This window comes from Streptomyces sp. NPDC007025 (assembly GCF_042869455.1).
Classification (GTDB): domain Bacteria; phylum Actinomycetota; class Actinomycetes; order Streptomycetales; family Streptomycetaceae; genus Streptomyces.
Window position 1 is genome coordinate 40,583 of sequence record NZ_JBIAFT010000005.1, and the last position, 22,637, is coordinate 63,219.

Below are 22,637 nucleotides of genomic sequence, written 5' to 3' on the forward strand. Positions count from 1 at the left end.
ACTGGGCCCCGCACCACGACGGCCCCGTTGGGCCGGCGCGGAGTGTGCGGACGTAGCTCAGTTGGTAGAGCGCAACCTTGCCAAGGTTGAGGTCGCGAGTTCGAGCCTCGTCGTCCGCTCGGCAGAGAGCCGTACGGCCCCGGTCATCCGACCGGGGCCGTACGCGTGTCCGGGGTTGGTGCCGGGACCCCGCCGACGGCCGCGGCTCCGGGGAGGCGGGCGCCGCTCCGGGTGTGGCGCCTCCGGAGCGGCGGGGGCGGAGGGGCGGGCGGCGGTCAGCTCCAGGGGACGCCCGTGAGGCGTTCGTACGCCTCGATGTAGCGGGTGCGGGTGGCCTCGACGACGGCCTCGGGCAGCGCGGGCGGCGGCTGCTCGGAGGTGCGGTCCCAGCCGGACTCGGGGGAGACCAGCCAGTCGCGGACGTACTGTTTGTCGAACGAGGGCTGGGAGCGTCCTGGCTGCCACTGGTCGGCGGGCCAGAAGCGGGACGAGTCGGGGGTGAGGACCTCGTCGGCGAGGGTGAGCACCGGTTCGCCGTCCTCGGTGCGGTTGTCGTCCCAGCCGAACTCGAACTTGGTGTCGGCCAGGATGATGCCCCGCTCGCGGGCGATGTCGCGGGCGCGGTCGTACGCGGCGAGGGTGGACTGCCGCAGCGCGGCGGCGGTCTCGGGGCCGAGCCGGCGGGCCACCTCCTCGTAGTCGACGTTCTCGTCGTGCTCGCCGACGGCCGCCTTGGTGGCCGGGGTGAAGAGCGAGCCGGGCAGCTCGGAGCCGTTCTGCAGGCCCTCCGGCAGGGCGAGTCCGCAGACGGTGCGGGACTCCTCGTACTCGGCCAGCCCGGACCCGGCCAGGTAGCCGCGGGCCACGCACTCGACGGGCAGCATCCGCAGGGAGCGGCAGACCATGGTGCGGCCCGCCCAGTCGGCGGGGGCGCCGGCGGGCACGTCGGTGCTGAGCACATGGTTGGGCAGCAGGTCCTCCAGCTGCTCGAACCACCACAGGGACAGCCGGGTGAGGACGCGGCCTTTGTCCGGGATGAGGGTCGGCAGCACCCAGTCGAAGGCGGACAGCCGGTCGGTGGCGACCATCACCAGGTCGCCGTCCTCGTTCCGGTAGAGGTCGCGCACCTTGCCCGTGTGCAGGTGCACCAGGCCGGGGACCTGGGCGGGCTCGGGCTTTTCGACGAATCCCGTCACGTTCTTTCTCCTCAGCGGGGGCCGGCTTCCTGCGGCGCTTCCTACAGGTGCCCCGATTCTTCCTTGTCACCCGCGCCGGGTGCCGGGCGGTACGCCCCGCGGCCTCGCGGCGGCCCGGCGGTTCACCCGCACACCCTGCGGGCGGGGCCCTTCCGTGGCGGGCTCCGGGCGCCCGCACCCGGGTCGGGCGGCGACCCGCGAGGGCGCCGGCGGCTGTCACTCCCTGGTGCAGATGCGGTCCAGGAGGTTGCTGGTGGCGCGCTGGACTCTGGTGTCGATGTAGCCGGGCCGGTCCAGGGCCGGGGACCAGGCGAAGGAGCCGGAGGAGAAGACCAGCGCACCCGAGGGTGCGCGGTAGAGCGAGGTCTCCTGATGGCGGAGTGCGCCGGCGCGGTCGCGGTAGGGGGAGTGCGCCAGCAGGATCCGGGAGGTGTGCTGGGGCAGCGCGGTGCGCGGGTAGTAGCGGTCGGCCTCGCCGGCGACGAGGCCGGGCAGTTCGTCGCCCTCGTGCGCCTCGGTGGCCGCCCACAGCCAGTGGTCGGCGTTGCGGACGATCAGCGGGTAGGGCTCGGCGACCTGTCCGGCGTACTGGATGCCCAGCAGCGCCTGCTCGGGCTCACCCTGCTCGCGCCAGAGTGCGGGGCGCCCGGGCCCGCGCCGTTTTCGACAGGTCAGCAGCCGGTCGGCGGCGCCGGAGGGCAGCGCTTCGAGTTCGACCTGCCAGTACATGGTGTTGGCGGAGAGGAAGACCAGCGACGTGCCGCTGTCCCGGGCGCGTTCGGCCGCCCGGCGCATCGGGACGGACCAGTACTCGTCGTGGCCGGGGAAGACCAGGGCCCGGTAGCGGGTGGGGTCGATGTGCCCGGCGTGCAGGTCGCGGGTGTCGGCGTAGGCCAGGTCGTAGCCGTACCGCTCGGCCCAGCGGATGAAGTCGTAGGCGTGCCCGACGTGCAGGGGCAGGCCGGAACCGGCGTAGGGGCGGTCGAACGAGACGGTCATCGCCGCCTCGCTCTCGCCGATCAGCCGCCCCTCCTCGTCCCAGGCGTGGTAGAGGCTGGCGCCGGTGCGGCCGTCCTCGGGGAAGAGGTTGTACGCCTGCCACGTGACATCCGGGAGGATCAGGAGCAGATCGGCCGGGTCGCGGTCGCGGACGGTGAAGGGGATGTGCGAGCGGTGCCCGTCGGCCGTGGTCAGGACGGCGACGTAGGCGCCGGTGGACCAGTAGTCGGGGATCTGGAGGCGCCAGGAGAGCCACCAGTGGTGGCAGGAGACGGTGCGTTCGGCGGTGAGCGGCGCGGGCTGCATGATGCCGGACAGCCGCGGGCTGGTGGTGATCTTGGTGGCGCCCGCGCCGCCGTAGTGGCCGATCCGGTAGACGTCGACGCTGAAGGGCTGCGGCGGATTGACGGTGATCCGGAAGTCGAGGGACTCGCCGGGCGGGGTGCCGCCCGCCGCCGAGGCGAAGCCCTTGATCTGGCAGCGCACGTCGTCCGCGGCGGGCGGGCCGCTGCTGGAGGGGCCGCGGGTCCGGGGGCGGGGCACGGTCTGGCCGCCGCCCGCCAGCTCCCGCACCAACTCCGGGGTGCGGGAGGTCTGGCCGGGTGCCGGGTCGACGCAGTCCACGTACCAGGGGACGAGCCGGCCGTTCTCGAAGTAGTTCTCACTCACCCGCAGCCACGGCAGGGGGCCCTGGCCGAAGGGATCGGTCACGGCGTGCGCCAGCGCCCCCGACTCCCAGCGCCGGGTCGGCTCGGTCGGCTCGGCGGCCTCGTGCACGAGTGACACGGGCTGCCGCTCGGTCCGCTCGGCTTCCCGTACGGGCTGTCCGGTCCGCTCGGTTCCCATCGCTGCTCCCTCCCCGTACCCGCTGCGCCCGATGTGACGGCAGACAGCACATCACATTACGCAAGGGTGTGGTCACCCTTCGTCGCTAAATGGCTGGAGATGATCTTCAGATCAGCCGCACGGGCTTCTCCGGCCGCACCCCGGCCGCCGCCAACCAGTCCCGCAGCTCCACCGCCTCACCGTCCTCGACGAGGGCGAGCACCAGCGAGGGCAGCTCGCCCGCGCGCTCGCCGTCGACGTAGAGCGCCGGTCCGTCCAGCCAGTCCAGTCCCGGTACGGCACCCGCCGTGTCGACGGCGGCGCAGCAGACGGCTGCGGTGACGTGGTCGGCCAGCAGCTCCTTGCCGCTCCGCGGCGGCTGCAGCGGCAGGCCCATCGGCGCCAAGGGCGCGAGATGTGCACCGCCGGTACCCGGCTGGGGCTCCGCGCCGGGGCTCGCACCGAGACCACCGGGGGCGCTCGCCGCCTCCTCGCGCGCCACTTCCGCGCTGATACGCGCTGCCAACGCGTCGGTTCCGCCCGCCGCGGCGAACCGGTCGAGCACCCGCGCCAGGGTGGGACCCGCCCACTCCGGAACCGCCTCCCCGGCGGGCGTCCCACCCGGCGGGCCGCTCCCGTGCCGCGGGACGCCGGGGGGCGGCGCGAAGGCGGACTCCGGCAGCCGACGGCCGACCGGCACCGCGGAGGCCGGGGCCGCGGCACTCGCGGCCGACCGGGACGCGCCCACCGGCTCCGGGGAGCCGAGCGCGTCCAGCGCGGCGAAGAGACGGGAGGCCTCCGCACGCCAGATACGGTCGACGACCTCCTCCGGGTACGCCGCCCAGTCCACCGGCGTCCACTCCGGGGCCGCCCCGTGCGCCGCGGGCACCGGAGGGCGCGGCCCCAGGAAGATCCGGGCGGCGAGCAGCGAGACGGCGCCGTCCGTGTTGCCCGGCTCCTTCAGCAGGTCGCAGGCCGGACGTTCACCGAGCCGCGAGGTGAAACCCGCCGCGAGCCGGTCACGGCGGGACAGCTCGGTCAGCGCCGAGACCACCCCCGCGTCGAGCCGGGTGGGCCACAGGCCGAGCCGCCAGGCGGGCAGCGCCACCCGGGTCAGCAGCCGGTCCCAGCCGGCGTAGGCGAGGCCGACCTGCTCCTGCGCCGCGCCCCGCAACCCCTGGTCGACGGCCTGGGCGCGGTCGGCGGCGGCAGCGGCGACGCCCTGCTCCATCGCGGCGGCGTGCGGTCCGGCGGCGCGGAGCATCAGCCGGGCGACCGGCCCCACCGCACGGTGCACCGCGCGGCGCAGCCGTGCCGCGCCTGCGCGCACCACCCGCGCGAGCACCCCGGGAACCCAGGCCGCGGGTGCGCCGGGCCCGTCCGCCGCCGGGTCACCGCTCCACGGGCCCGCGGGGCGCGCGGCGTTGGCCACCGCCGCGTCCAGTCCTCGTACGACCCGGCGGGCCGCCGCTATGTCGGGGTGGGCGGAGGGACCGGTGCCGGCGACCACCGGGGCCAGCAGCGCGCGCAGTTCGGCGACCCGCATCCACCACAGGAACGGGGAGCCGATGACCAGCACCGGGGCCGCTCCCCGGGCGCCGCCCGCGCGCGCGTGGGTGCGGTCCTCCAGCCAGCTGTCGCAGTCCGGGGTGAGCGCGATGGCGGAGGGCGCGGGGACCTCCAGCCGGTCCGCGAGATCGCGGACCAGCGCGTGCAGGTCGGGAGCCGCGTGCTCCTCGACGGGCACCGTCGGGGACACGGCCGGCCGACCCCGGGCGATGGCGAGCCCGGCGACCGCGGCGCAGCCGAGAACGGCGACGGCGAACCCGCTCACGGACCAGCGCGCCGTCTCCCAGCCGGGGCCGAACTGCCCCGTCGTGCGCCCCGTCCAGAGGATCACCGCGGCGGCGGCCGGGAGCAGCGCCAGGGCGAGCATCGTGCCGCGCACCCGCAGCACGGCGAGGGCGTGGGCGCGTGCGGAACGCGCCCCTGCTCGGCTGCCGGGACCAAGACCACTGGAACCGCGCACGTCTCACCCCCGCACCTTCGGGTCCGCAACCGGGCTCTCCGGCTCCCACCCACTGTGTCACCGCGCTCCGACACCGCAATACGCGCTGCGCCAGTCGACGGACGGTTCGCCGGGCGGTCGGCGAGGCCCCCGCAGCCGGCCGGACCACGCGCGCACACCGCCCGCGCAGCCCTGATGGCGACTGCACGGCAGTTGTGCGGCACCCTAGTCGGGGCCTCGGCGGGCGTCAGCCGGAAGCGGACGCGCTCACTCGATGGAATGGCTTTGGGGAGAGCTCTTGCCCGGCGGGGGCGGGAGGTATATGAGCCGCAAGTATGGCGGTATGCAGAACCGCGCCCCGGCGCACGCGGCGCGCCCGACCGCCGCTCCGCTCCGCTCCGCTCCAGGCGAGTCGGGGCGTCCGGGCCGGAGGCGTCCGGGCAAGTCCGGGGGCGTCCCGGTGAGTCCGTCCGGGCAGGTCCGGGGTCTCCGGGGGCTCCGGGCCGCTCAGTCGGCCGCGGCCGCCTCCGCGGCGGCCCGCTCCGCGATGTCCGTGCGGTGGTGCGAGCCCGCCAGCCGGACGCGACCGACGGCCGTGTAGGCCCGCTCACGCGCCTCGGTCAGATCGGCCCCGGTCGCGGTGACCGACAGGACCCGGCCGCCCGCGCTGCGCACCGTGCCGTCCGCGTCGGCCCTGGTGCCCGCGTGCAGCACGTAGGCGTCCGGACCGTCCTCGCGGACGATCTCGGCCAGCCCCTCGACGGCATCGCCCTTGCGGGGCTCGGCCGGATACCCGTGCGCCGCGACCACGACGGTGACCGCGGCGCCGTCGCTCCAGCGCAGTGCGGGGAAGTCGGCGAGCGTGCCGGTGGCGGCCGCGTACAGCAGTCCGCCCAGCGGCGTGCGGAGCCGGGCGAGGACGGCCTGCGTCTCCGGGTCGCCGAACCGGGCGTTGAACTCGATCACGCGCACCCCGCGCGAGGTGAGCGCCAGGCCGGCGTAGAGCAGCCCGGAGAAGGGCGTGCCCCGGCGGCGCAATTCGTTGACCGTCGGCTCCAGAACCGTGGCCACGACCTCGTCCACCAGCTTCGGGTCCGCCCACGGCAGCGGCGAGTAGGCGCCCATCCCGCCGGTGTTGGGGCCCTCGTCGGCGTCGTAGGCGCGCTTGAAGTCCTGCGCGGGCTGCAACGGCACCACGGTCTCGCCGTCGGTCACCGCGAAAAGGGAGACCTCCGGGCCGTCCAGGAACTCCTCGACGACGACGGCGCCGCCGCAGGCGCGCGCGTGGGCGCGCGCCTCCTCGATGTCGCCGGTCACCACGACACCCTTGCCGGCGGCGAGGCCGTCGTCCTTGACCACGTAAGGCGGGCCGAACGCGTCCAGCGCCGCGTCGGCCTCCTGCGGCCCGGTGCACACGTAACTGCGCGCCGTGGGGACCCCGGCCTCGGCCATGACCTCCTTGGCGAACGCCTTGGAGCCCTCCAGCACGGCGGCCTCGGCGGACGGGCCGAAGACGGGGATGCCCCGCGCGCGGACCGCGTCGGCGACTCCCGCGACCAGCGGCGCCTCGGGGCCGACGACGACGAGGTCGGCGCGGACCTCGTCGGAGGCGGCGAGCGCGGCGACCGCGGCACCGTCCAGCACGTCCACCGCGTGCGGCGTGGCCACCTCGGCGGTCCCGGCGTTGCCGGGCGCGCAGTGCACGGCGGCGACCTCGGGGTCGAGGGAGAGCGAGCGACAGATTGCGTGTTCGCGGGCACCGCCGCCAATGACCAGAATCCTCACGCCGCCACCCTAGCGGCCCGCGCAGCCGCCCCCGTGCGGCCCTTACGAGTGACGACGAGGGGCACAGCGTCGCTCCTATACCCGACAGACCGCCACTTCCGGGGGGAATTCCGCGCGGATCGTCGGTGAGGTCCCACTTTCGGCGGTATGAATTGTGCGGTCGGACCGAACGCCGGGCTGCCGGACGCGTCGTCGAAGGAGCATGGGTGAAGCGGGTCAAGCAGCCCGATCTGCTGGGGCGGGGGTTCCCGTCCGGGGACTGGAACGAGCCCGCCGAGCGCCTGGAAGAGCTGTACCAGTGGGTCGAGCAGGAGGCGATGCGCCTCGTCGAGTGGTATCTGGCGGACCGCGTGCGCAAACGCCGCTGGGCCCGGTTGCTGCGCGGCGGCGTCGTGGCCGGGGCCTGCGTGGGGGCGCTGCTGCCGCTCGCCGAGCTGGCCGGGTTCGCGCTCGTGCAGGAGAGGTCCGGCCACCTCGGCTATCTGGCCCTGCTCGGCGCGGCCGGCTGCGCCCTCGCCGACCGCTGGCTCGGCCTGACCGCCGGCTGGATGCGGGACGTCGCCGCGGCGCTGGCACTGCACCGGCGGCTGGAGGCGCTGCGGTACGAGTGGGCGGCCGAGAACGTCCGCGAGGTCCTCGGCCCGGCCGAGGGCACGGCCGGCGAGGCGGCGGAGCGCTCGCTGGCAGTGCTCCGCCGGTTCTCGGACGACGTGAACGAGACGGTGCGGGCCGAGACGGTCGACTGGATGGTCGCCTTCCGCACCTCGGGCTCTCCGCTCCTGCTGGCCCCGCAGAGCGCGGTGCCCGGTGCGCGGGGCGGGCCGGCGCGCCGTATGCCGCCGCCCAACGGGACCGCGGGCTGGGCCACCATGCCCCGCCAGCGGCCCCCTGGCGGCTGACCGGCGACCGGGCCGAGGGCCGAGACCGCGCCGACCCCGCCGACGGGACGGCGGGCCGGTGGGCCGGCGGCGCCCGTCAGCCGAAGACGATCATCGACCCCTGGGCCAGGCTGCGGGTCACGGCCGCGTGCAGGCTCAGCCACACGTGCCGCTCCCTGCCGAACGGGGTGCCGTCCTCGTAGCCGATCGCGGCGGAGGCCGCGGGCTCGTCCAAATCGGTGGGGCGCAGGGGCGCGGCGGGCGCGGGCGGCGGATTGCCCGGGTCGATCCCCAGGTGCGGCCCCAGCGCCTGGAGCTCGCGCAGCAGGCCGTGGCTGGAGCCCAGCGGACCGTTCCCCTCCAGCAACTCGTCGTCGTAGAGCGGCGCCTGGAAGTCCACCGGGATGTAGACACCCGCGTGGTCGTAGTGCCACACCAGGTGGGACTGCTGCGCCGGCTGCTCGAACATCTCCAGGAGCTGCTCGTAGTCGCTGCCCAACTCCCCCACCGGCGCCACCTCCAGACCGGAGGCCAGCAGCAGGTGGGCGCGGCGCAGACAGTGCAGCGCCTCGTAGTCGAAGCCCGCGACCGGGGCCACGTCGCCGGAGAGGCCCGGCATGTAGCCGAAGACGGGAACCGTGGGCAGACCGGCCTCGGTGAGCACCCTGTCGTAGGTGGCGATCTCTTCGGAGAAGGGGTTGTCGGGGCTGTGGCACAGCACGTCGACGAGGGGTACGAGCCAGAGGTCACAGGCCAAGGGGCGCTCCAATACCGTCAGGGACCTGCCTGCGCCCAGCGTAGTGCGGTCTCCTGCCGCCCGTCCCCCGTCCGGCGCAGGCGGGCCGGGACGGATACGCCCCGGCGGCGCCCCTTCCGACACCCCGGCGGCGCCCCGGCGGGCTCACTCCCCTTCGGGGCCCTGCTCGGGACGCGGTGCCGCCCCGTCCGCGCCCACCTGCGCCAGCGCGTGCCGGTTGTGGGCGGCGACGACTTCGCGGGCCGCCCGCGCGTCCCCCGACTCGACGGCGTCCAGCAGCGCGTTGTGCCCCGCCCACAGCCGGCCGCGCAGCGAGGCGTGGCGGCGCAGCACCGGGACGGCGTAGACCCAGCACTGGACGCGGAGCCGGTCGAGGAAGTCGCAGACGTAGGGGTTGCCCAGCAGCCCGCTCAACTCTCGCCAGTACCGCAGGTCGTAGGCGATCAGTACGTCCAGGTCCCCGGCGCGGGCGGCGCGTTCGGCCGCGTCGGCGCGGCGGCGCACGGAGCGCACCACCTCGGGCGCCAGCCCGGCGAAGGCGCGGCGGGCGACCGCCCGGCCGGCGGGGACGGCCGGGCCGGCGGCGCGCGCGGATCCCAGGCCGTGCGACGCACCGTCGGGCGCACCGGGGGGCCCGTCGAGGCCCCGGAAGACCCCGTCGACGACGAGCTCCCGGGCCTCGCACATGGCCCGGTAGTCGGCCGGCGTGAACTCGTGCACGCGGAAGCCCCGGTGCTGCTCCACGTCCAGCAGCCCCTGCGCCGCGAGATCGACCAGCGCCTCCCGCACGGGCGTCGCGGAGACGCCGTACTGCTCGGCGATCTCCTTGACGGTGAAGTCCCGGCCGGTGGCGAGCCGGCCGGCCAGGATCTCGTCGCGCAGCGCGGTGGCGATCTGCGAGCGCAGGGTGCTGCGTTTGATCACTCCCCCGTGCTCCCCGCGCCCGCCGCAGCACCGCCGGTGCCCGCCGTGGTGTGCGCGTCGGCCGCGGTCAGCGCCTCGTCCAGCACGCTCAGCCCCTCCTTGAGGTCGGCCTCGGTGATGTTGCACGGCGGGACGACATGGGTGCGGTTCATGTTCACGAACGGCCACAGGCCGCCGCGCTTGGCCGCGGCGGCGAAGTCCGCCATCGGCGCGTTGGCCGCGCCGGAGGCGTTGTAGGGCACCAGGGGCTCCCGGGTCTGCTGGTCGCGCACCAGGTCGAGGGCCCAGAAGACACCGGTGCCGCGCACCTCGCCGACCGAGGGGTGGCGGGCGGCCAGCTCGCGCAGGGCCGGGCCGATGACGGTCTCGCCGAGCCGCGCGGCGTGCTCGACGATGCCCTCCTCCGCCATGGTGCGGAGCGTCGCGACGGCCGCACCGCAGGCCAGCGGGTGGCCGGAGTAGGTGAGGCCGCCCGGGTAGGGGCGCTGGTCGAACGTCTCGGCGAGCTTCCCGGAGATCGCCACTCCGCCGAGCGGCACATAGCCGGAGTTGACGCCCTTGGCGAAGGTCAGCAGGTCGGGTACGACGCCGTAGAGGTCGGCCGCGAACCAGGTGCCGGTGCGCCCGAAGCCCGCCATCACCTCGTCCAGCACGAGGACGACGCCGTACCTGTCGCAGATCTCCCGGACCCCCGCCAGATAGCCGGGCGGCGGCATCATGATCCCGGCGGTGCCGGGGATGGTCTCCAGGATGACGGCGGCGACGGTCTGCGGGCCCTCGTACGCGAGGGTCTGCTCCAGGTGTGCCAGCGCGCGCTCGCACTCCTGCTCCTCGGTCTCGGCGTAGAACGGGGTGCGGTAGAGGTGCGGCGCGTGGAAGTGCACGACGCCCGCCGTGCCGCTGTCGGATGCCCAACGGCGCGGGTCACCGGTGAGGTTGATCGCCTGCTGGGTCCCGCCGTGGTACGAGCGGTAGGCGGAGAGCACCTTGGGGCGGCCGGTGTGCAGCCGGGCCATCCGGATCGCGTGCTCGACGGCGTCGGCACCGCCGTTGGTGAAGAAGATCTTGTCGAGGTCGCCGGGGGTCCGCTCGGCGATCAGCCGGGCCGCCTCGGAACGCGCCTCGATCGCGAAGGCGGGCGCGAAGGTGCACATCTTCGCCGCCTGCTCCTGGACCGCGGCCACGACCTTGGGGTGCGCGTAGCCGATGTTGGTGAAGACGAGGCCGCTGGTGAAGTCGAGGTACCGCTTCCCCTCGTAGTCCCAGAAGTGGGAGCCCTCGGCGCCCGCGACCGCCGGGGGGTCTATCAGCCCCTGGGCCGACCAGGAGTGGAACACATGGGCCCGGTCGGCGTCGCGGACCGCCCGGCCGGCGGCCGGGTCCGGGACGGCCGAGGTGGAAGCCGGGGTGGCGGGGGTGTCCGATGAGGGGTGGTGCGTCGTCACGATCGGTACCTCGGTTCGCTCGCGTGGTGCCCGTCCGGCCCAGGACGGACGGCTTCCGGGCGGGGAGGCACCCGGAAGGGTGAGAGCCAGCGTAATGTCGCCCTCCCCGACCGGGCGCAGGGAGGGCGGAAGTCTTCCGCACGCGGGGCGGACCGAAGCAGGGCACCGGGGTTGCGCGGTGGGGAGGCTGCTCCCCCGGTGGGGAAAGCTGCTCCGCTCAGTGGGGGAGCTGCTCCACCAGCAGCAGGGCGCCCAGCAGGATCATCGCGACGCCGGAGAGCCTGGTGACGAGGCGGGCCGCGGTCGGCCGGGCCCGCAGCACGGTGCGCGCCAGCGAGCCCAGGCCGAGGTAGACGGCTCCGGCCGTGCACATGTGCAGCAGCCCCAGGAGCCCGATCTGGAAGGCCAGCGGCCACTGCCCGTGCTGGTCGGCGAACTGGGGCAGCAGCGCGACGTAGAGCAGCAGCGCCTTGGGGTTCAGTCCGCTGACGCCGGCGCCCTTGAGCACCCGGGAGCGGGCGCACCCGGCCGCGGCGGTGGCGGCGCCGGTGCCGTCGTCGGTCTGCGGCAGCCCGGCCTCCTTCGCCCCGGCGAACGTCGTCGCGCCGAGCCAGACCAGATATCCGGCGCCGAGCGCGGTGAGCGAGGTCAGCACCCCGGGCGTGCGGGCGACCAGCGCGGCCACGCCCGCGACGACCACGGCCGTCAGCCCCACGTACCCCAGCATCAGTCCGCCGACGGCGGGCACCACCGACCGGTCCCGCAGCCCGGAGGTGATGGTGAACGCCCAGTCCGCGCCCGGGACGAGGACGAGGAGAAAGGAGAGGGCGAAAAACGCGGCTATGGAGCTGGCAGCCATGGGGGCGGTCCCTTCCGCTCTGACGGGAGTGCGGGAGGAACAATAGGAAGTTCAGCCCCGAAAGTGCTCCCCAGAATCATCGGCTGCAGCACCCTTGGTGGGATAATCTTCCCCATGGACGATATGGACCGGCAGATTCTTGCGGAGCTCCAGAACGACGGCCGGCTGACGGTCACCGAGCTGGCCGCGCGGGTGGGGCTCAGCCTCTCCCCGTGCCACCGGCGGCTGCGGGAGCTGGAGCGCAGCGGCGCCATCCGCGGCTACCGTGCCGTGGTCGACACCGACGCGGTGGGACTGACCTTCGACGCGCTCGTCTTCGTCACCATGCGCCAGGAGGACCGCACCACCATCTCCGCCTTCGAGCAGGCCCTGACCGAGCTGCCGCAGGTCGTCCAGGCCCAGCGGCTCTTCGGCGACCCGGACTACCTGCTCCGCGTCATCACCGCCGACCTGCCCGCCTTCCAGCGGCTCTACGACGAGAACCTCGCCACCCTGCCCGGCGTCCAGCGGCTGAGCTCCACGCTGGTGATGAAGCACGTGGTACACGAGCGGCCGCTGCCCGCCTGAGCCGCACCTCCCGCGCCGCCGCATGGACCACCGGCGCGCGCCGCCCCGCGTGCCCGGAAGCACGCGGGGAACCCGGAGGACCTCGGGATGTCCGGGACCGCCCGGGGCCCGCGGAGAAAGCGGGGACCCGACCGCGCGAGATTGACAGGATATTGTCATATTGACAAAGTACTGTCATCGCTTCGAGCGCCCGCGGAGGCCGCCATGACCGTTCACCTCGCCGTGTACGACACCCTCGCCGACTGGGAGTACGGGCACGCCGTCGCCCACATCCCCGGCGGCGTACGCACCGTCGGCGCGACCGGCGCCACCGTCACCACCAAGGGCGGACTGCGCATCGAGCCGGACCTGACGCTGGACGGCCTGCGCCCCCTCGACAGCAGCATGCTGATCCTGCCCGGCGCCGACACCTGGACGAGCGGCGCCCTCACCGCGTTCGCCTACACGGCACGGGAGTTCCTGCACGACGGCGTCCCCGTCGCGGCCATCTGCGGAGCCGTCTACGGGCTCGCGGACGAGGGACTGCTCGACGAGCGCGCACACACCGCCGCGGCGCCCGAGTTCCTGCGCGCCGCCAACGGCTACCGGGGCGCTGCGCACTACCGCGACGCCGACGCCGTCACCGACCGCGACCTGATCACGGCCGGGCCGACCGAACCCGTCGCCTTCGCCCGCGAGATCCTGAACCGCCTGGGCGTCTTCGAGCCGGCCGTGCTGGACGCCTTCCAGCGGCTGTACCAGCACTCCGACCCGGAGGCGTACGCGGTGTTCGCGGCGGCGCAGGCATGAGCGGCGCCGCGGACGCGGACGACCACCCACGGGACACCGAACACCCGCGGGACACGGAACTGCTGAGCGAGACCGCGCTGGCCGTCTTCCGGCTCAACGGCCAGTTCCTCGCCGCCGCCGAAGTGCTCGCCCGCCCGGCCGGACTGACCGCCGCCTGGTGGCAGGTGCTCGGCGCCGTGCTCCGCGATCCGCTGCCCGTCTCCGGGATAGCCCGGGCCATGGGCATCACCCGGCAGAGCGTCCAGCGGATCGCCGACCTCCTGGTCGAGCGGGGCCTCGCGGCGTACGAACCCAACCCGGCCCACCGGCGGGCCAAACTGCTCGCCCCCACGCCCGAGGGCCGCACCGCCGTGGCGGGTATCGACCCCGGGCACGCCGAGCTGGCCCGGCGGCTGAGCGAAGAGCTGGGCGGCGACCGGGAATTCGCCCAGGCCGCCGAGGCGCTGCGCCGGCTCTCGGGCGCGATGGCGGCGCTCCATCCGGAGACCTGACCGGCCCGCCGCGGCCCGGCCCCGGCGTCTCGCACCGCCGCCGCGTCGCACCGCGGCGGCCGTGCCGCCCGGCCGCCGCGTCCTACTTCGGGTGCAGGTCCCGGCGCCGGAACCCCGCCAGCCCGGCGGCGATCAGGGCGGCGGCCACCAGCGTCAGGAGGACCATCGGGGTCCAGCGCATCTCCGCGGCAGGGAGCTGCGGGACGTGGCTGAAGGGAGAGAGGGCGCCGAAGGCGTCGGGCAGCCCGGAGAGCTTGCCGAGATAGCCGACGGCGAACCCGTAGGCGGGGACGACCCAGGCCAACCGGGTCGCGCGGGGCGCCCAGCCGTACACCAGGGCGGCGGCCCCGCCGGTCACCCACAGCGCCGGCGCGTAGGCCAGCCCCGCGCCCAGCAGCCGTACGCCCAGGTCTCCGTCATGCGTGGCGGCGGCACCGGTCAGGGCCAGGGAGAGGGAGCCCAGCAGCAGCACGAGCGTGCCCCCGCCCAGTGCGGCCACCAAGTGCGAGGCCAGCCAGCGGGACCGGGACAGGCCGGTGGCCAGCAGGGGTTCGGCGCGTCCGGAAGTCTCCTCGGCGCGCGGCCGCAGCGCGACCAGCACCACGAGGAGGGAGGCGACGACGGCGACGATCAGCAGGATCGTGGAGGCGAACGACTCGACCAGCGTCCCGCCCGCCTCGGCGAGCGCCTCGCGGACCTCTGCCAGGTCCTTGAGCATGTCCTCGACCCCGCCGAGGAGCGAGCCGTACATCGCACCGAGCAGCAGCAGCGCCGCGGCGAACCCGGCGCACAGTCCGCGGTGCAGCCGGACGGCGAAGCCGAGCGGGTGGGTGAGGGCCGCGGAGCCCTGGGACCGGCCCGCCCGGGGCGGCAGCAGTCCGGCGCCCACGTCGCGCCGGGTGCTGAGCAGATACCCGGCGGCGGCGGTACCGGCGGCCAGCGCGAGCCCGGGCAGCAGCGACCACCAGCGGTTGTCGACGAAGGGGTAGCTGCGCTGGATCCAGCCGATGGGTGAGCACCAGGAGAGCGCGTCGGGCCCGACGTCGCCCGCGGCCCGCAGCGCGTAGGCGGCGCCCAGCACGGCCAGCGCCGCCCCGGCGGCGGTTCTGCCGTGCGAGGAGAGCTGCACGCTCACGGCGGCGACGCCCGCGAAGACCAGGCCGATGACGGTGAGCGCGGCGCCGTAGAGCAGGGCGCCGCCCGCGGTGGCACCGCCGAGCCCGGCGGCGGGCAGCAGGACCGCGAGCAGCAGCCCGAGCACCGTGTCGGCCGCCGCCGCGGTGGCGAGGGCCGCGGTGAGGGTGGCGTGCCGGCCGACGACGCCGGAGCGGAGGAGTTCGGCGATGCCGGTCTCCTCGTCGGCGCGGGTGTGCCGGACGACGGTCAGCACGTTCATCAGCCCGACCAGGACGGCGCCGTAGCCGAGCACCAGCATGCTGAGCACGGCGGCGGGGGTGGGGTCGGCGAGGTAGTGCTCGGGGCCGGTCATGGCGAGCATGGCGGGACCGCCGAGGGTCGTGGCCGTGTCGGCGGCCTCGGCGGGATCGTCGGGCGCCAGGTCCGTGGCCTGCTGGAGGCTGGAGAGGGTGACCAGGAGCACGGCCAGCAGCCACACGGGCAGCCGCATCCGGTCGCGGCGCAGGGCGAAGCGGAGGAGTACGCCGGTTCCGGTGAGCGCGCCGCCGCCGGGCCCCTCCTGCCGGTTTCCGGCCCCGGTGCGGGCCGGTGCGGCTCGGGTCGCGGTGCTCATCGCGGGCCGCCTTCCTGCACGGCGTCGGGGCCGGCCGCGGCCGGGTGCGGCACCGGGTGGCCGCGGCCGGTCAGGTCGTCGCCGTAGTGCCGCAGCATCAGCTCCTCCAGGGTGGGCGGGTGGCTGACGAGGCTGCGGAGGCCGAGCCCGCCGAGGTGGCGTACGACGGCGTCGAGATGTCCGCCGTCGACGGCGAAGTGCGCCCGGCCGCCGTCCGTCCGCAGGTTGTGGACGCCGGGCAGCTCGCGGAGTCCGTCGAGGGGGCCGTCGGCCTCCGCCTCGATGGTGGTGCGGGTGAGGTGGCGCATCTCGTCGAGCGACCCGGTCTGCACGGTCCTGCCGAGCCGGACGATGCTGACCCGGTCGCAGAGCTTCTCGACCTGGGACAGGATGTGGCTGGAGAGCAGGACGGTGCGGCCCTCGGCCTTCGCCTCGAGGATGACGTCCTGGAAGACGACCTCCATCAGCGGGTCGAGCCCCGAGGTCGGCTCGTCCAGCAGCAGCAGTTCGGCGTCCGAGGCGAGCGCGGCGACGAGCGCGACCTTCTGCCGGTTGCCCTTGGAGTAGCTGCGGCCCTTCTTGGTCGGGTCGAGGTCGAACCGCTCGACCAGTGCGGCCCGCTTCGCCGGGTCGATGCCGCCGCGCAGCCGCGCGAGCAGATCGACGGCTTCCCCGCCGGTGAGGTTGGGCCACAGTTCGACGTCGCCGGGTACGTAGGCGAGCCGCCGGTGCAGGGCCACCGCGTCGTGCCAGGGGTCGGCGCCGAGCAGCCGCGCGGTGCCGCTGTCGGGGCGCAGGAGGCCCAGCAGGATGCGCAGGGTGGTGGACTTGCCCGCCCCGTTCGGGCCGAGGAAGCCGTGCACCTCGCCGGTGGCGACCTCCAGGTCCAGCCCGTCCAGGGCGCGGGCGGTCCCGAAGTTCTTGACGAGGGCGGACACGGAGATGGCCGTGTCGGGGGGCGCCGCGGAGGGGCGGGCGGTCGCGGTCGTGGACGCGTTCATGATTTGGAAGCTACGCTCATTTCACAAATTTGTGAAGTTAAGGAAGCGTTAGGATCTTCCACAGGACCCCTGGGCGGGAAGAACGGGAAGAGACGGACAGACGTGTCAGACGACTCCGCGGCGGACGACCGGACCACAGAGGACAACCGGACCACAGAGGACCGCCGGAGGACTGCGGACCGGCAAGAGGCGGCGGACCACCCGGAGGTGGCGGACTACCGCACGAGGGTGTCCCCCTTCGTCGAACGGTTCGCCGCCGACCTCACCGAAGCGGGCATGCAGCGCATGGCGTCCCGCGTCTTCGCCTGCCTGCTCGCCTCCGAGGAGGGCGCCCTCACCTCCGCCGAACTCGGCGACCGGCTCCAGGCCAGCCCCGCCGCCATCTCCGGCGCCGTGCGCTACCTCTCCCAGGTCGCACTGGTCTCCCGGCAGCGCGACCCCGGCTCCCGCCGCGAGCGCTACATGCTGCACCAGGACGTCTGGTACACCAGCCTGCTCAGCCGCGACCACGTCCTCGGCCGGTGGCTGGGCACCCTGAACACCGGCGCGGACGACCTCGGCACCGACACGCCCGGCGGACGCCGGGTGCGGGAGAGCGCGGAGTTCCTGGAGTTCATGCGCACCGGCCTGGAGGACATGCTCAACCGCTGGCACGCCCGCCGACAGTCCGACTGACCGGCACCCGGGCGACGGGCCCGGCGACCCGCACCCGTGAGCGGAGCCCGGGCGACCCGCGACCGGGCGACTGGGACTGGGCGACCGGGCGGCCGGGACCGGAACGGCTCACCCCGCCGGAAGCACCAGGTGCCAGGCGCGGGGCAGCACCGTCCAGGTACGCGACGCGGCGGGCGCCGCCGGAGCCCCGGAGTCGGCGTCCGCGTCGGCGCGGTAGCGGAACCCCGGGAACCCCTCCGGCGCGGAGACCGTGACGGTGTGCGCCCGCACCCGCAGCGGCGTGCCCGCCAGCGGCTGGACGGACACCTCGGCGAGCCCGCCGGTACCGGTCGTCCGCACCGTCACGTCCGCCAGCGGCCGGTCCGGACCGGCCACCACCGCGCCGTCCGCCTCCACCCGCAGCCGCTGGCCGCCGCGCACCGGCGGCCTGCGGCATACGGGCGGGGACGGCGGCACCGGCCGCCCCGGAGCCGTCGGCGGCAGCCCGCCGTGCTCCCCGGATTCCCTCCCGCGCCCGTGGGCGAGCATCGTGCGCGCCAGGGCCTGGTACATCCGCCGCCACTGCCCGGGCAGCCCGGCACCCTCCGCGTCCCGCTCGGCACGCTCCTCCCGGCGCGGCGCGCGCACGGCCGGGAAGGCTTCGGTGCGCACCCCGCCCAGCACCACACCGTCCTCGTCGTCGACCAGCAGATCCATGGGGTGCGGGTTGCCGCGCAGTACCGCACGGGCGGCCGAGACCGCGTCCAGCGGCAGTCCGAGGCTGCGCGCCAGGGCGACCGAGGGGCCGTCGCCGACAGGCACCACCGACAGCGCCGTGGCGCCCAGCGCGCGCTCCCCGTGCAGATACCGGACCGCGTGCAGCAGGGCCCGGTCGTCACCGACCAGGACGGGGCGTCTGCTGCCGCGCCGGGCCAGCAGCCGCGGCGTCTGCGCGGGGTCGTCGGGCAGGCACAGCTTGAGACCCGGCGTCGCCGCACGCAGCACATCGCGTGCGATGCGTACGGACTCGGCGTCCGTGTGCCGGGCGACGGGATCGACGACCAGGAGCAGCGGAGCCTCCTCCCAGCTCTTCGAGCAGGTGCCTGCGGCGGCCCGGGCCACGCCCGCGGGGGGCCTCGCGGAATCTGGAGCCGACACCACGGTCCTTCCTCATGAATCCGGAGGGATCCGGATGGTTGCGACGGGTGGTACGGGTGATCCCGAACGGTGGTTCCGACGGTACTCACGGTGCTGCGGCGGTACTGGTTCGTACGCCTGTCCGGGCCGGAGCACTCCCCTGTTCGTCACCCGGGAGAATTGTTCGGTAATCTCTCGGTGCAAGAGCCCCTGCCGCTGTTGCGCCAGGGGCTTCCTCTATCTGGGGTACCGGACTGCGGCTCTTGCGAGGGTGCCGATCGGCGCCACCGCACGTGGGACATGCCCCGCCCGGAAGGGGTGTACGCCTGTGCCCGCACTTGTGCTGCTCGGTGCTCAGTGGGGTGACGAAGGCAAGGGAAAGGCCACCGACCTGCTCGGCGGCTCGGTGGATTATGTGGTGCGCTACCAGGGCGGCAACAACGCCGGCCACACGGTCGTCGTCGGCGACCAGAAGTACGCGCTGCACCTCCTGCCTTCCGGGATCCTCTCGCCGGGGTGCACCCCGGTCATCGGCAACGGCGTCGTCGTCGACCCCTCGGTCCTGCTCTCCGAGCTGAGCGGGCTCCAGGAGCGCGGCGTCGACACCTCCAAGCTGCTGGTGAGCGGTAACGCGCACCTGATCACGCCGTATCACGCGACGCTCGACAAGACGACGGAACGGTTCCTGGGCAAGCGCCGGATCGGCACCACCGGACGCGGCATCGGCCCGAGCTACGCCGACAAGATCAACCGGGTCGGCATCCGGGTCCAGGACCTGTTCGACGAGTCGATCCTGCTGCAGAAGGTCGAGGCCGCACTCGACTTCAAGAACCAGGTGCTCGCCAAGCTCTACAACCGCCGCGCGATCTCCCCGCAGCAGGCGACCGAGGAGCTGCTGGGCTACGCGGAACAGCTCAAGGGCTTCGTCGCCGACACCACGCTGATCCTCAACGACGCCATCGACGAGGGCAAGGTCGTCCTGTTCGAGGGCGGCCAGGGCACGCTGCTGGACGTGGACCACGGCACCTACCCGTTCGTCACCTCCTCCAACCCGACCGCGGGCGGCGCCTGCACCGGCGCCGGCGTCGGCCCGACGAAGATCAACCGGGTCATCGGCATCCTGAAGGCGTACACCACGCGGGTGGGTGCGGGACCGTTCCCGACGGAGCTGTTCGACGACGACGGCGAGGCGCTGCGCCGCATCGGCGGAGAGTTCGGCGTCACCACGGGCCGCAACCGGCGCTGCGGCTGGTTCGACGCGGTCATCGCCCGCTACGCGACCCGCGTCAACGGGCTGACCGACTTCTTCCTCACCAAGCTGGACGTGCTCACCGGCTGGGAGCAGATCCCGGTGTGCGTCGCCTACGAGATCGACGGCGAGCGCACCACCGAGCTGCCCTACAACCAGAGCGACTTCCACCACGCCCAGCCGGTCTACGAGTACCTGCCGGGCTGGAGCGAGGACATCACCAAGGCGAAGACCTTCGGGGACCTCCCCAAGAACGCCCAGGCGTATGTGAAGACGCTGGAGGAGATGTCCGGAGCGCCCATCTCCGCCGTCGGCGTCGGCCCGGGCCGCGACGAGACGATCGAGATCAACTCCTTCCTCTGAGCACCCCCGGCCCGTAGGCTCCCCCAGCCCGGCCCGCAGCCGCACGGCCCGGTCCGTGCGGCTGCGGGCCGTGCCACTACGCTGCCCCGCGTGCAGCTCGCCGTGGACGGCACAGTCGTGGTGTCGGTCCTCCTCTCCCTGGCCCTCGCCACCCGGCTCCCGCTCGCCGCGACCGCCCGGTGGCTGCCCGGCCCGCGCGCGGAGCCGCCGGCCGACCCGTCCGCCGGACCGCCGCACGGTGTGGGTGCCCGGCGGGGACGGCGGCGCTCCGCGCCCGGCGCGAGCCCGTCCCGCCGGGTGCCGGGACCGCTCGGTCTGCTCGGCCTGCTGGTCGGGGCCGTACTGGTCAACCAGATCGCCGTCGTGGTGTACATCCGGCGGGTGCACGGCGGCGACCCCGGCTTCGTGGCCCGGTATCTGCCGCCCGGCTGGTTCGAACTCCCCGCGGCGGACTGGCCGCCGACCCGGCTCGCGGCACACTGGCCCTGGCCCGAGGCGCTGGCCGGGTCCGTGCTGCGGGTCCAGGCCGCCCTCGAACTCCCGCTCGTGCTGCTGGCCTTCGCGGTGGTGCTGCGCTGGCTGGACGACCGGCTGTACCGCCGGGTGTTCACCTCCCCGCTGCTGGTGGTGGCCGCGCTCGCCTACACGGCGGTCTTCTGCGCCGTCGAATGGGACCTGCGCAACCCGTGGACCACGGACGACCTGCTGATCCGGTGCGCGTCCGCACTGGTGACCCCGCCGCTGCTGGCGGCGGCGGTCCGACACGGAGCAACCAGCCGGACGCCGCCCGCTGGACTCCCCCGGCCCCGGCCGCTGTCCGCCGGACGGCTGCTGCTCTTCCTCGGATCCCTCGCCTCCTTCGGCGGACTCGTCCTGCTCGCCTACGACACGCTGCTCCTCTACAACCTGGGGCGGCTGGAGGCGCGGCTGCCCTTCGTCGCCGGATGCGCCCTCGTCCTGGCCGGATGCCGGGCGGCCGACCGGCGGCTGCGCACCGGCCCGGACGCGGGACCCGCCGTCGCCTTCCTCGGCCACGCGCTGCGCCGCTTCCTGCTGCTGTTCTTCGCCCCGGCCCTGGCCGTGCGGTACGGCGTCGTCTTCGGCACCCCGGCGCTGGCGGCCGGTGCCGGACTGCTGCTCGGCGCGGTGGCCGCGGCTCTCGCGCTGCGGGACACGCTCACCGCCGAGTCCGCCGGGACCGCCGGAGTCGCCAATCCCGGGCGGCTGCTGCTGCGGCTGGCCGTCGCCGCGGTCGCGGGCACGGCTGCCGGTTGGGGCGCGGCGCGGGTGATGAGCGGCGGCTACTACGAGACGGCGCTGCTCGCCGCCGGCGCGGCGTTCCTGGCGGTGGCGGTCGGCGTGTGCGTCCTCGGCGACGCCCGGGACGCGCGCCGTCCGCCCGTGCGAGTGAAAGTGTGAAGATCGTCCCCGGTGCCGGGTCCGGCCGGGCGACGCTGGCTTTCGCCTGGAAGGAGGTGCAACATGACGGCTATCGCCGAGCGCACGTCTCACATGACGGCGGAGGAGTTCGAACGGCTCGCCTCCACCGCCCCCGAGACCGTCACGTTGGAGTTCATCGACGGACGTATCGGAGAAAAAGCCGTGCCGGACGGAGCTCACGCAGCCCTCATCATGTGGCTGCCGAGGCAGTGCATGCAGTCCCGCCCCGAGTGGTGCTCCCCGAGCCGGTCGGGTTCACGCTGGAGACTGACGCGCTGAAGAACTACGCCCGCTGACCCCGCTGACTCCACCGGCCGCGCCGGGGCCGCAGCAGCCGGTCCGCCGCACCGTGCGAGAGCGCTGTCGCGGCGGCGGCGGTGGCGAGGCCGACGGCGATGTCGCGCGGGGTCGCCGGACGGAGGACGCCCGCGTCCCGCAGCCGCCTGCGGGCCCAGGCCGTGAACGGAATGACCAGCAGCGGCGAGGTGACCGATCCGGGGGTGTAGCCGCGGACGGCGGCCGCCTGCGCCAGATGGACGAAGCCGTGCAGCCCGAAGCCGGTGAGTGCCCCCTGGTAGAAGCCGCTGCGCCCGCCCGTGCGGTGCCCGTCCGCCGCCGCGGCCGCCACGATGACGCCCATGACGCCGACCGCGGTGGCGAACCGGCGGCCGTCCAGCGACTCCAGCCGCTCCCACACCGCCTCGGGCACGCCGGGTATCCGCTCCCGCAGTTCGGGCACCCGGGTCCGGGTCCAGCGGGACACCATGGCCACCTCCTCCGCGTCGTGCAGTGCCCATGCGGCGAAGAGTCCCAGGGTGACGCCGACGCCGATCGCGCCTGCCGGGTCCGGGTCGCACGGTGCCGCAGCGGCCCGCGCCGCGTTCGTCCGCGCGGTGTTCCTGTCCGTACGCATGTCCGTGTGCATGAGGGGAGTGTGCCGGGGTGGCAGCGGGGACCCACGCGCACCCCCGGTCGAATCAGGTACCGGACGGCCGACAGGCGCCCGTGCGGGGTAGATGAGCGGCACGTACGGACTAATGATGATCGTTCCGGTGCGTGGTGTGGAAGAGGTCTCGACGCACAGCCAGAACCGCGCGAGACCGCGCACCAGACCCGCAAGGAGCACCCATGCGCATCCGCACCGCGACCGCAGCCGCCGTCCTGGCGACCGCCGCCGTCCTCGGCTCGGCGGGCACCGCCTTCGCCGGCAACTCCTGGAACTCGTACGCGCAGGACTTCAGCGACCACATCCTGAACGCGCGAGTGAGCAGCAGCGACAACGACACCACGTCCGTGAAGTCGTTCCAGAGCAACCACATCCACGACAACGTGGTGACGCACATCAACAGCGGCCTCGCCATCGGCGAGCTCGAGCTCGACTGAGCCCGCCGCTCAGCAGGGCGCCCCGCGCGCCCGCGCCCGCTCCGGCCCCGCGCCCCGCGCGGGGCCGGACGCGCGTGCGCCGCGGATGCAAACGGGTGTGGGCCGGAGATGCGGACGGGTGCGGGCCGGAGATGCAA

Annotated in this window: 20 protein-coding genes, 1 tRNA gene and 1 pseudogene; 10 read left to right on the forward strand and 12 right to left on the reverse strand. The window is 74.5% G+C overall.

Annotation, left to right across the window (positions count from 1 at the left end; translation table 11 throughout):
* Positions 1-46: 46 nt before the first annotated feature.
* A tRNA-Gly gene (locus ACFYMO_RS11205) sits at positions 47-119 on the forward strand.
* 156 nt (positions 120-275) lie between these two features.
* On the opposite strand, the gene ACFYMO_RS11210 is transcribed toward ACFYMO_RS11205, so the two are convergent.
* The 4 genes from ACFYMO_RS11210 to purD form a co-directional block, all read right to left on the reverse strand.
* Positions 276-1,196, reverse strand: a complete 921-nt coding sequence (locus tag ACFYMO_RS11210) for a phosphoribosylaminoimidazolesuccinocarboxamide synthase (RefSeq protein WP_366772965.1) — start codon at positions 1,194-1,196, stop codon at positions 276-278.
* Between the two features lie 216 nt (positions 1,197-1,412).
* The gene (locus ACFYMO_RS11215; RefSeq protein WP_366772966.1) at positions 1,413-3,041 is read right to left on the reverse strand and encodes a N,N-dimethylformamidase beta subunit family domain-containing protein; all 1,629 of its coding nucleotides are present in this window, start codon (positions 3,039-3,041) and stop codon (positions 1,413-1,415) included.
* 106 nt (positions 3,042-3,147) lie between these two features.
* Positions 3,148-4,956: a hypothetical protein gene (locus ACFYMO_RS11220; RefSeq protein ID WP_366773052.1), complete on the reverse strand. Its 1,809-nt coding sequence runs from the start codon at positions 4,954-4,956 to the stop codon at positions 3,148-3,150.
* Positions 4,957-5,535: 579 nt separating this feature from the next.
* Positions 5,536-6,813, reverse strand: coding sequence for a phosphoribosylamine--glycine ligase (gene purD, locus ACFYMO_RS11225; protein WP_366772967.1), 1,278 nt, complete (start codon positions 6,811-6,813; stop codon positions 5,536-5,538).
* A gap of 206 nt (positions 6,814-7,019) precedes the next feature.
* Here purD and ACFYMO_RS11230 point away from each other — a divergent pair, with 206 nt between their 5' ends.
* Positions 7,020-7,712, forward strand: a complete 693-nt coding sequence (locus tag ACFYMO_RS11230) for an SLATT domain-containing protein (RefSeq protein WP_366772968.1) — start codon at positions 7,020-7,022, stop codon at positions 7,710-7,712.
* A 76-nt stretch (positions 7,713-7,788) separates the two neighbouring features.
* Here ACFYMO_RS11230 and ACFYMO_RS11235 read toward each other — a convergent pair whose 3' ends face one another.
* From ACFYMO_RS11235 to ACFYMO_RS11250, 4 genes are all read right to left on the reverse strand, one after another.
* The gene (locus ACFYMO_RS11235; RefSeq protein WP_366772969.1) at positions 7,789-8,448 is read right to left on the reverse strand and encodes a hypothetical protein; all 660 of its coding nucleotides are present in this window, start codon (positions 8,446-8,448) and stop codon (positions 7,789-7,791) included.
* A 144-nt stretch (positions 8,449-8,592) separates the two neighbouring features.
* The gene (locus ACFYMO_RS11240) at positions 8,593-9,372 is read right to left on the reverse strand and encodes a GntR family transcriptional regulator (RefSeq protein ID WP_388545748.1); all 780 of its coding nucleotides are present in this window, start codon (positions 9,370-9,372) and stop codon (positions 8,593-8,595) included.
* A complete protein-coding gene (locus ACFYMO_RS11245; RefSeq protein WP_388545751.1) occupies positions 9,369-10,817 on the reverse strand; it encodes an aspartate aminotransferase family protein in 1,449 nt (482 codons plus the stop codon). The genes ACFYMO_RS11240 and ACFYMO_RS11245 overlap by 4 nt, the downstream gene beginning before the upstream one ends.
* A 217-nt stretch (positions 10,818-11,034) precedes the next feature.
* Positions 11,035-11,676: a LysE family translocator gene (locus tag ACFYMO_RS11250; protein WP_366772972.1), complete on the reverse strand. Its 642-nt coding sequence runs from the start codon at positions 11,674-11,676 to the stop codon at positions 11,035-11,037.
* A 114-nt stretch (positions 11,677-11,790) separates the two neighbouring features.
* On the opposite strand from ACFYMO_RS11250, the gene ACFYMO_RS11255 reads away from it, so the two are divergent.
* From ACFYMO_RS11255 to ACFYMO_RS11265, 3 genes are all read left to right on the forward strand, one after another.
* Positions 11,791-12,243 (forward strand): Lrp/AsnC family transcriptional regulator, encoded by a 453-nt coding sequence (locus ACFYMO_RS11255; protein WP_019355060.1) that lies wholly within the window; start codon positions 11,791-11,793, stop codon positions 12,241-12,243.
* A gap of 204 nt (positions 12,244-12,447) precedes the next feature.
* A complete protein-coding gene (locus tag ACFYMO_RS11260; protein ID WP_366772973.1) occupies positions 12,448-13,032 on the forward strand; it encodes a DJ-1/PfpI family protein in 585 nt (194 codons plus the stop codon).
* On the forward strand, positions 13,029-13,523 hold the full coding sequence (locus ACFYMO_RS11265) for a helix-turn-helix domain-containing protein (protein WP_366772974.1): 495 nt from the start codon (positions 13,029-13,031) through the stop codon (positions 13,521-13,523). Before ACFYMO_RS11260 ends, ACFYMO_RS11265 begins: the two co-directional genes overlap by 4 nt.
* An 82-nt stretch (positions 13,524-13,605) precedes the next feature.
* Here ACFYMO_RS11265 and ACFYMO_RS11270 read toward each other — a convergent pair whose 3' ends face one another.
* Positions 13,606-15,273 (reverse strand): ABC transporter permease, encoded by a 1,668-nt coding sequence (locus ACFYMO_RS11270; RefSeq protein WP_366772975.1) that lies wholly within the window; start codon positions 15,271-15,273, stop codon positions 13,606-13,608.
* Positions 15,270-16,274 (reverse strand): ABC transporter ATP-binding protein, encoded by a 1,005-nt coding sequence (locus ACFYMO_RS11275; protein ID WP_366772976.1) that lies wholly within the window; start codon positions 16,272-16,274, stop codon positions 15,270-15,272. The genes ACFYMO_RS11270 and ACFYMO_RS11275 overlap by 4 nt, the downstream gene beginning before the upstream one ends.
* Before the next feature lie 102 nt (positions 16,275-16,376).
* Between ACFYMO_RS11275 and ACFYMO_RS11280 the strand changes: the two genes are divergently transcribed.
* A complete protein-coding gene (locus ACFYMO_RS11280; protein WP_366772977.1) occupies positions 16,377-16,949 on the forward strand; it encodes a MarR family transcriptional regulator in 573 nt (190 codons plus the stop codon).
* 108 nt (positions 16,950-17,057) lie between these two features.
* Here the strand turns inward: ACFYMO_RS11280 and ACFYMO_RS11285 are convergent, their stop codons facing one another.
* Positions 17,058-18,086, reverse strand: a complete 1,029-nt coding sequence (locus tag ACFYMO_RS11285; protein WP_366772978.1) for a hypothetical protein — start codon at positions 18,084-18,086, stop codon at positions 17,058-17,060.
* 307 nt (positions 18,087-18,393) lie between these two features.
* On the opposite strand from ACFYMO_RS11285, the gene ACFYMO_RS11290 reads away from it, so the two are divergent.
* The 3 genes and pseudogenes from ACFYMO_RS11290 to ACFYMO_RS11300 all read left to right on the forward strand — a co-directional run.
* Positions 18,394-19,677, forward strand: coding sequence for an adenylosuccinate synthase (locus tag ACFYMO_RS11290; protein ID WP_026004374.1), 1,284 nt, complete (start codon positions 18,394-18,396; stop codon positions 19,675-19,677).
* A 90-nt stretch (positions 19,678-19,767) separates the two neighbouring features.
* Complete coding sequence (locus ACFYMO_RS11295; protein WP_366772979.1) at positions 19,768-21,096, forward strand: hypothetical protein; 1,329 nt, start codon at positions 19,768-19,770, stop codon at positions 21,094-21,096.
* A 63-nt stretch (positions 21,097-21,159) separates the two neighbouring features.
* A pseudogene (locus tag ACFYMO_RS11300) lies at positions 21,160-21,348 on the forward strand (Uma2 family endonuclease); the annotation flags it as partial.
* A 52-nt stretch (positions 21,349-21,400) separates the two neighbouring features.
* Here ACFYMO_RS11300 and ACFYMO_RS11305 read toward each other — a convergent pair.
* Positions 21,401-22,042 carry an HXXEE domain-containing protein gene (locus ACFYMO_RS11305; RefSeq protein WP_388545760.1) on the reverse strand — a complete coding sequence of 214 codons (642 nt, stop codon included), beginning with the start codon at positions 22,040-22,042 and terminating at the stop codon, positions 21,401-21,403.
* A 203-nt stretch (positions 22,043-22,245) separates the two neighbouring features.
* Here ACFYMO_RS11305 and ACFYMO_RS11310 point away from each other — a divergent pair, with 203 nt between their 5' ends.
* A complete protein-coding gene (locus ACFYMO_RS11310) occupies positions 22,246-22,500 on the forward strand; it encodes a hypothetical protein (protein ID WP_019355050.1) in 255 nt (84 codons plus the stop codon).
* Positions 22,501-22,637 lie beyond the last annotated feature (137 nt).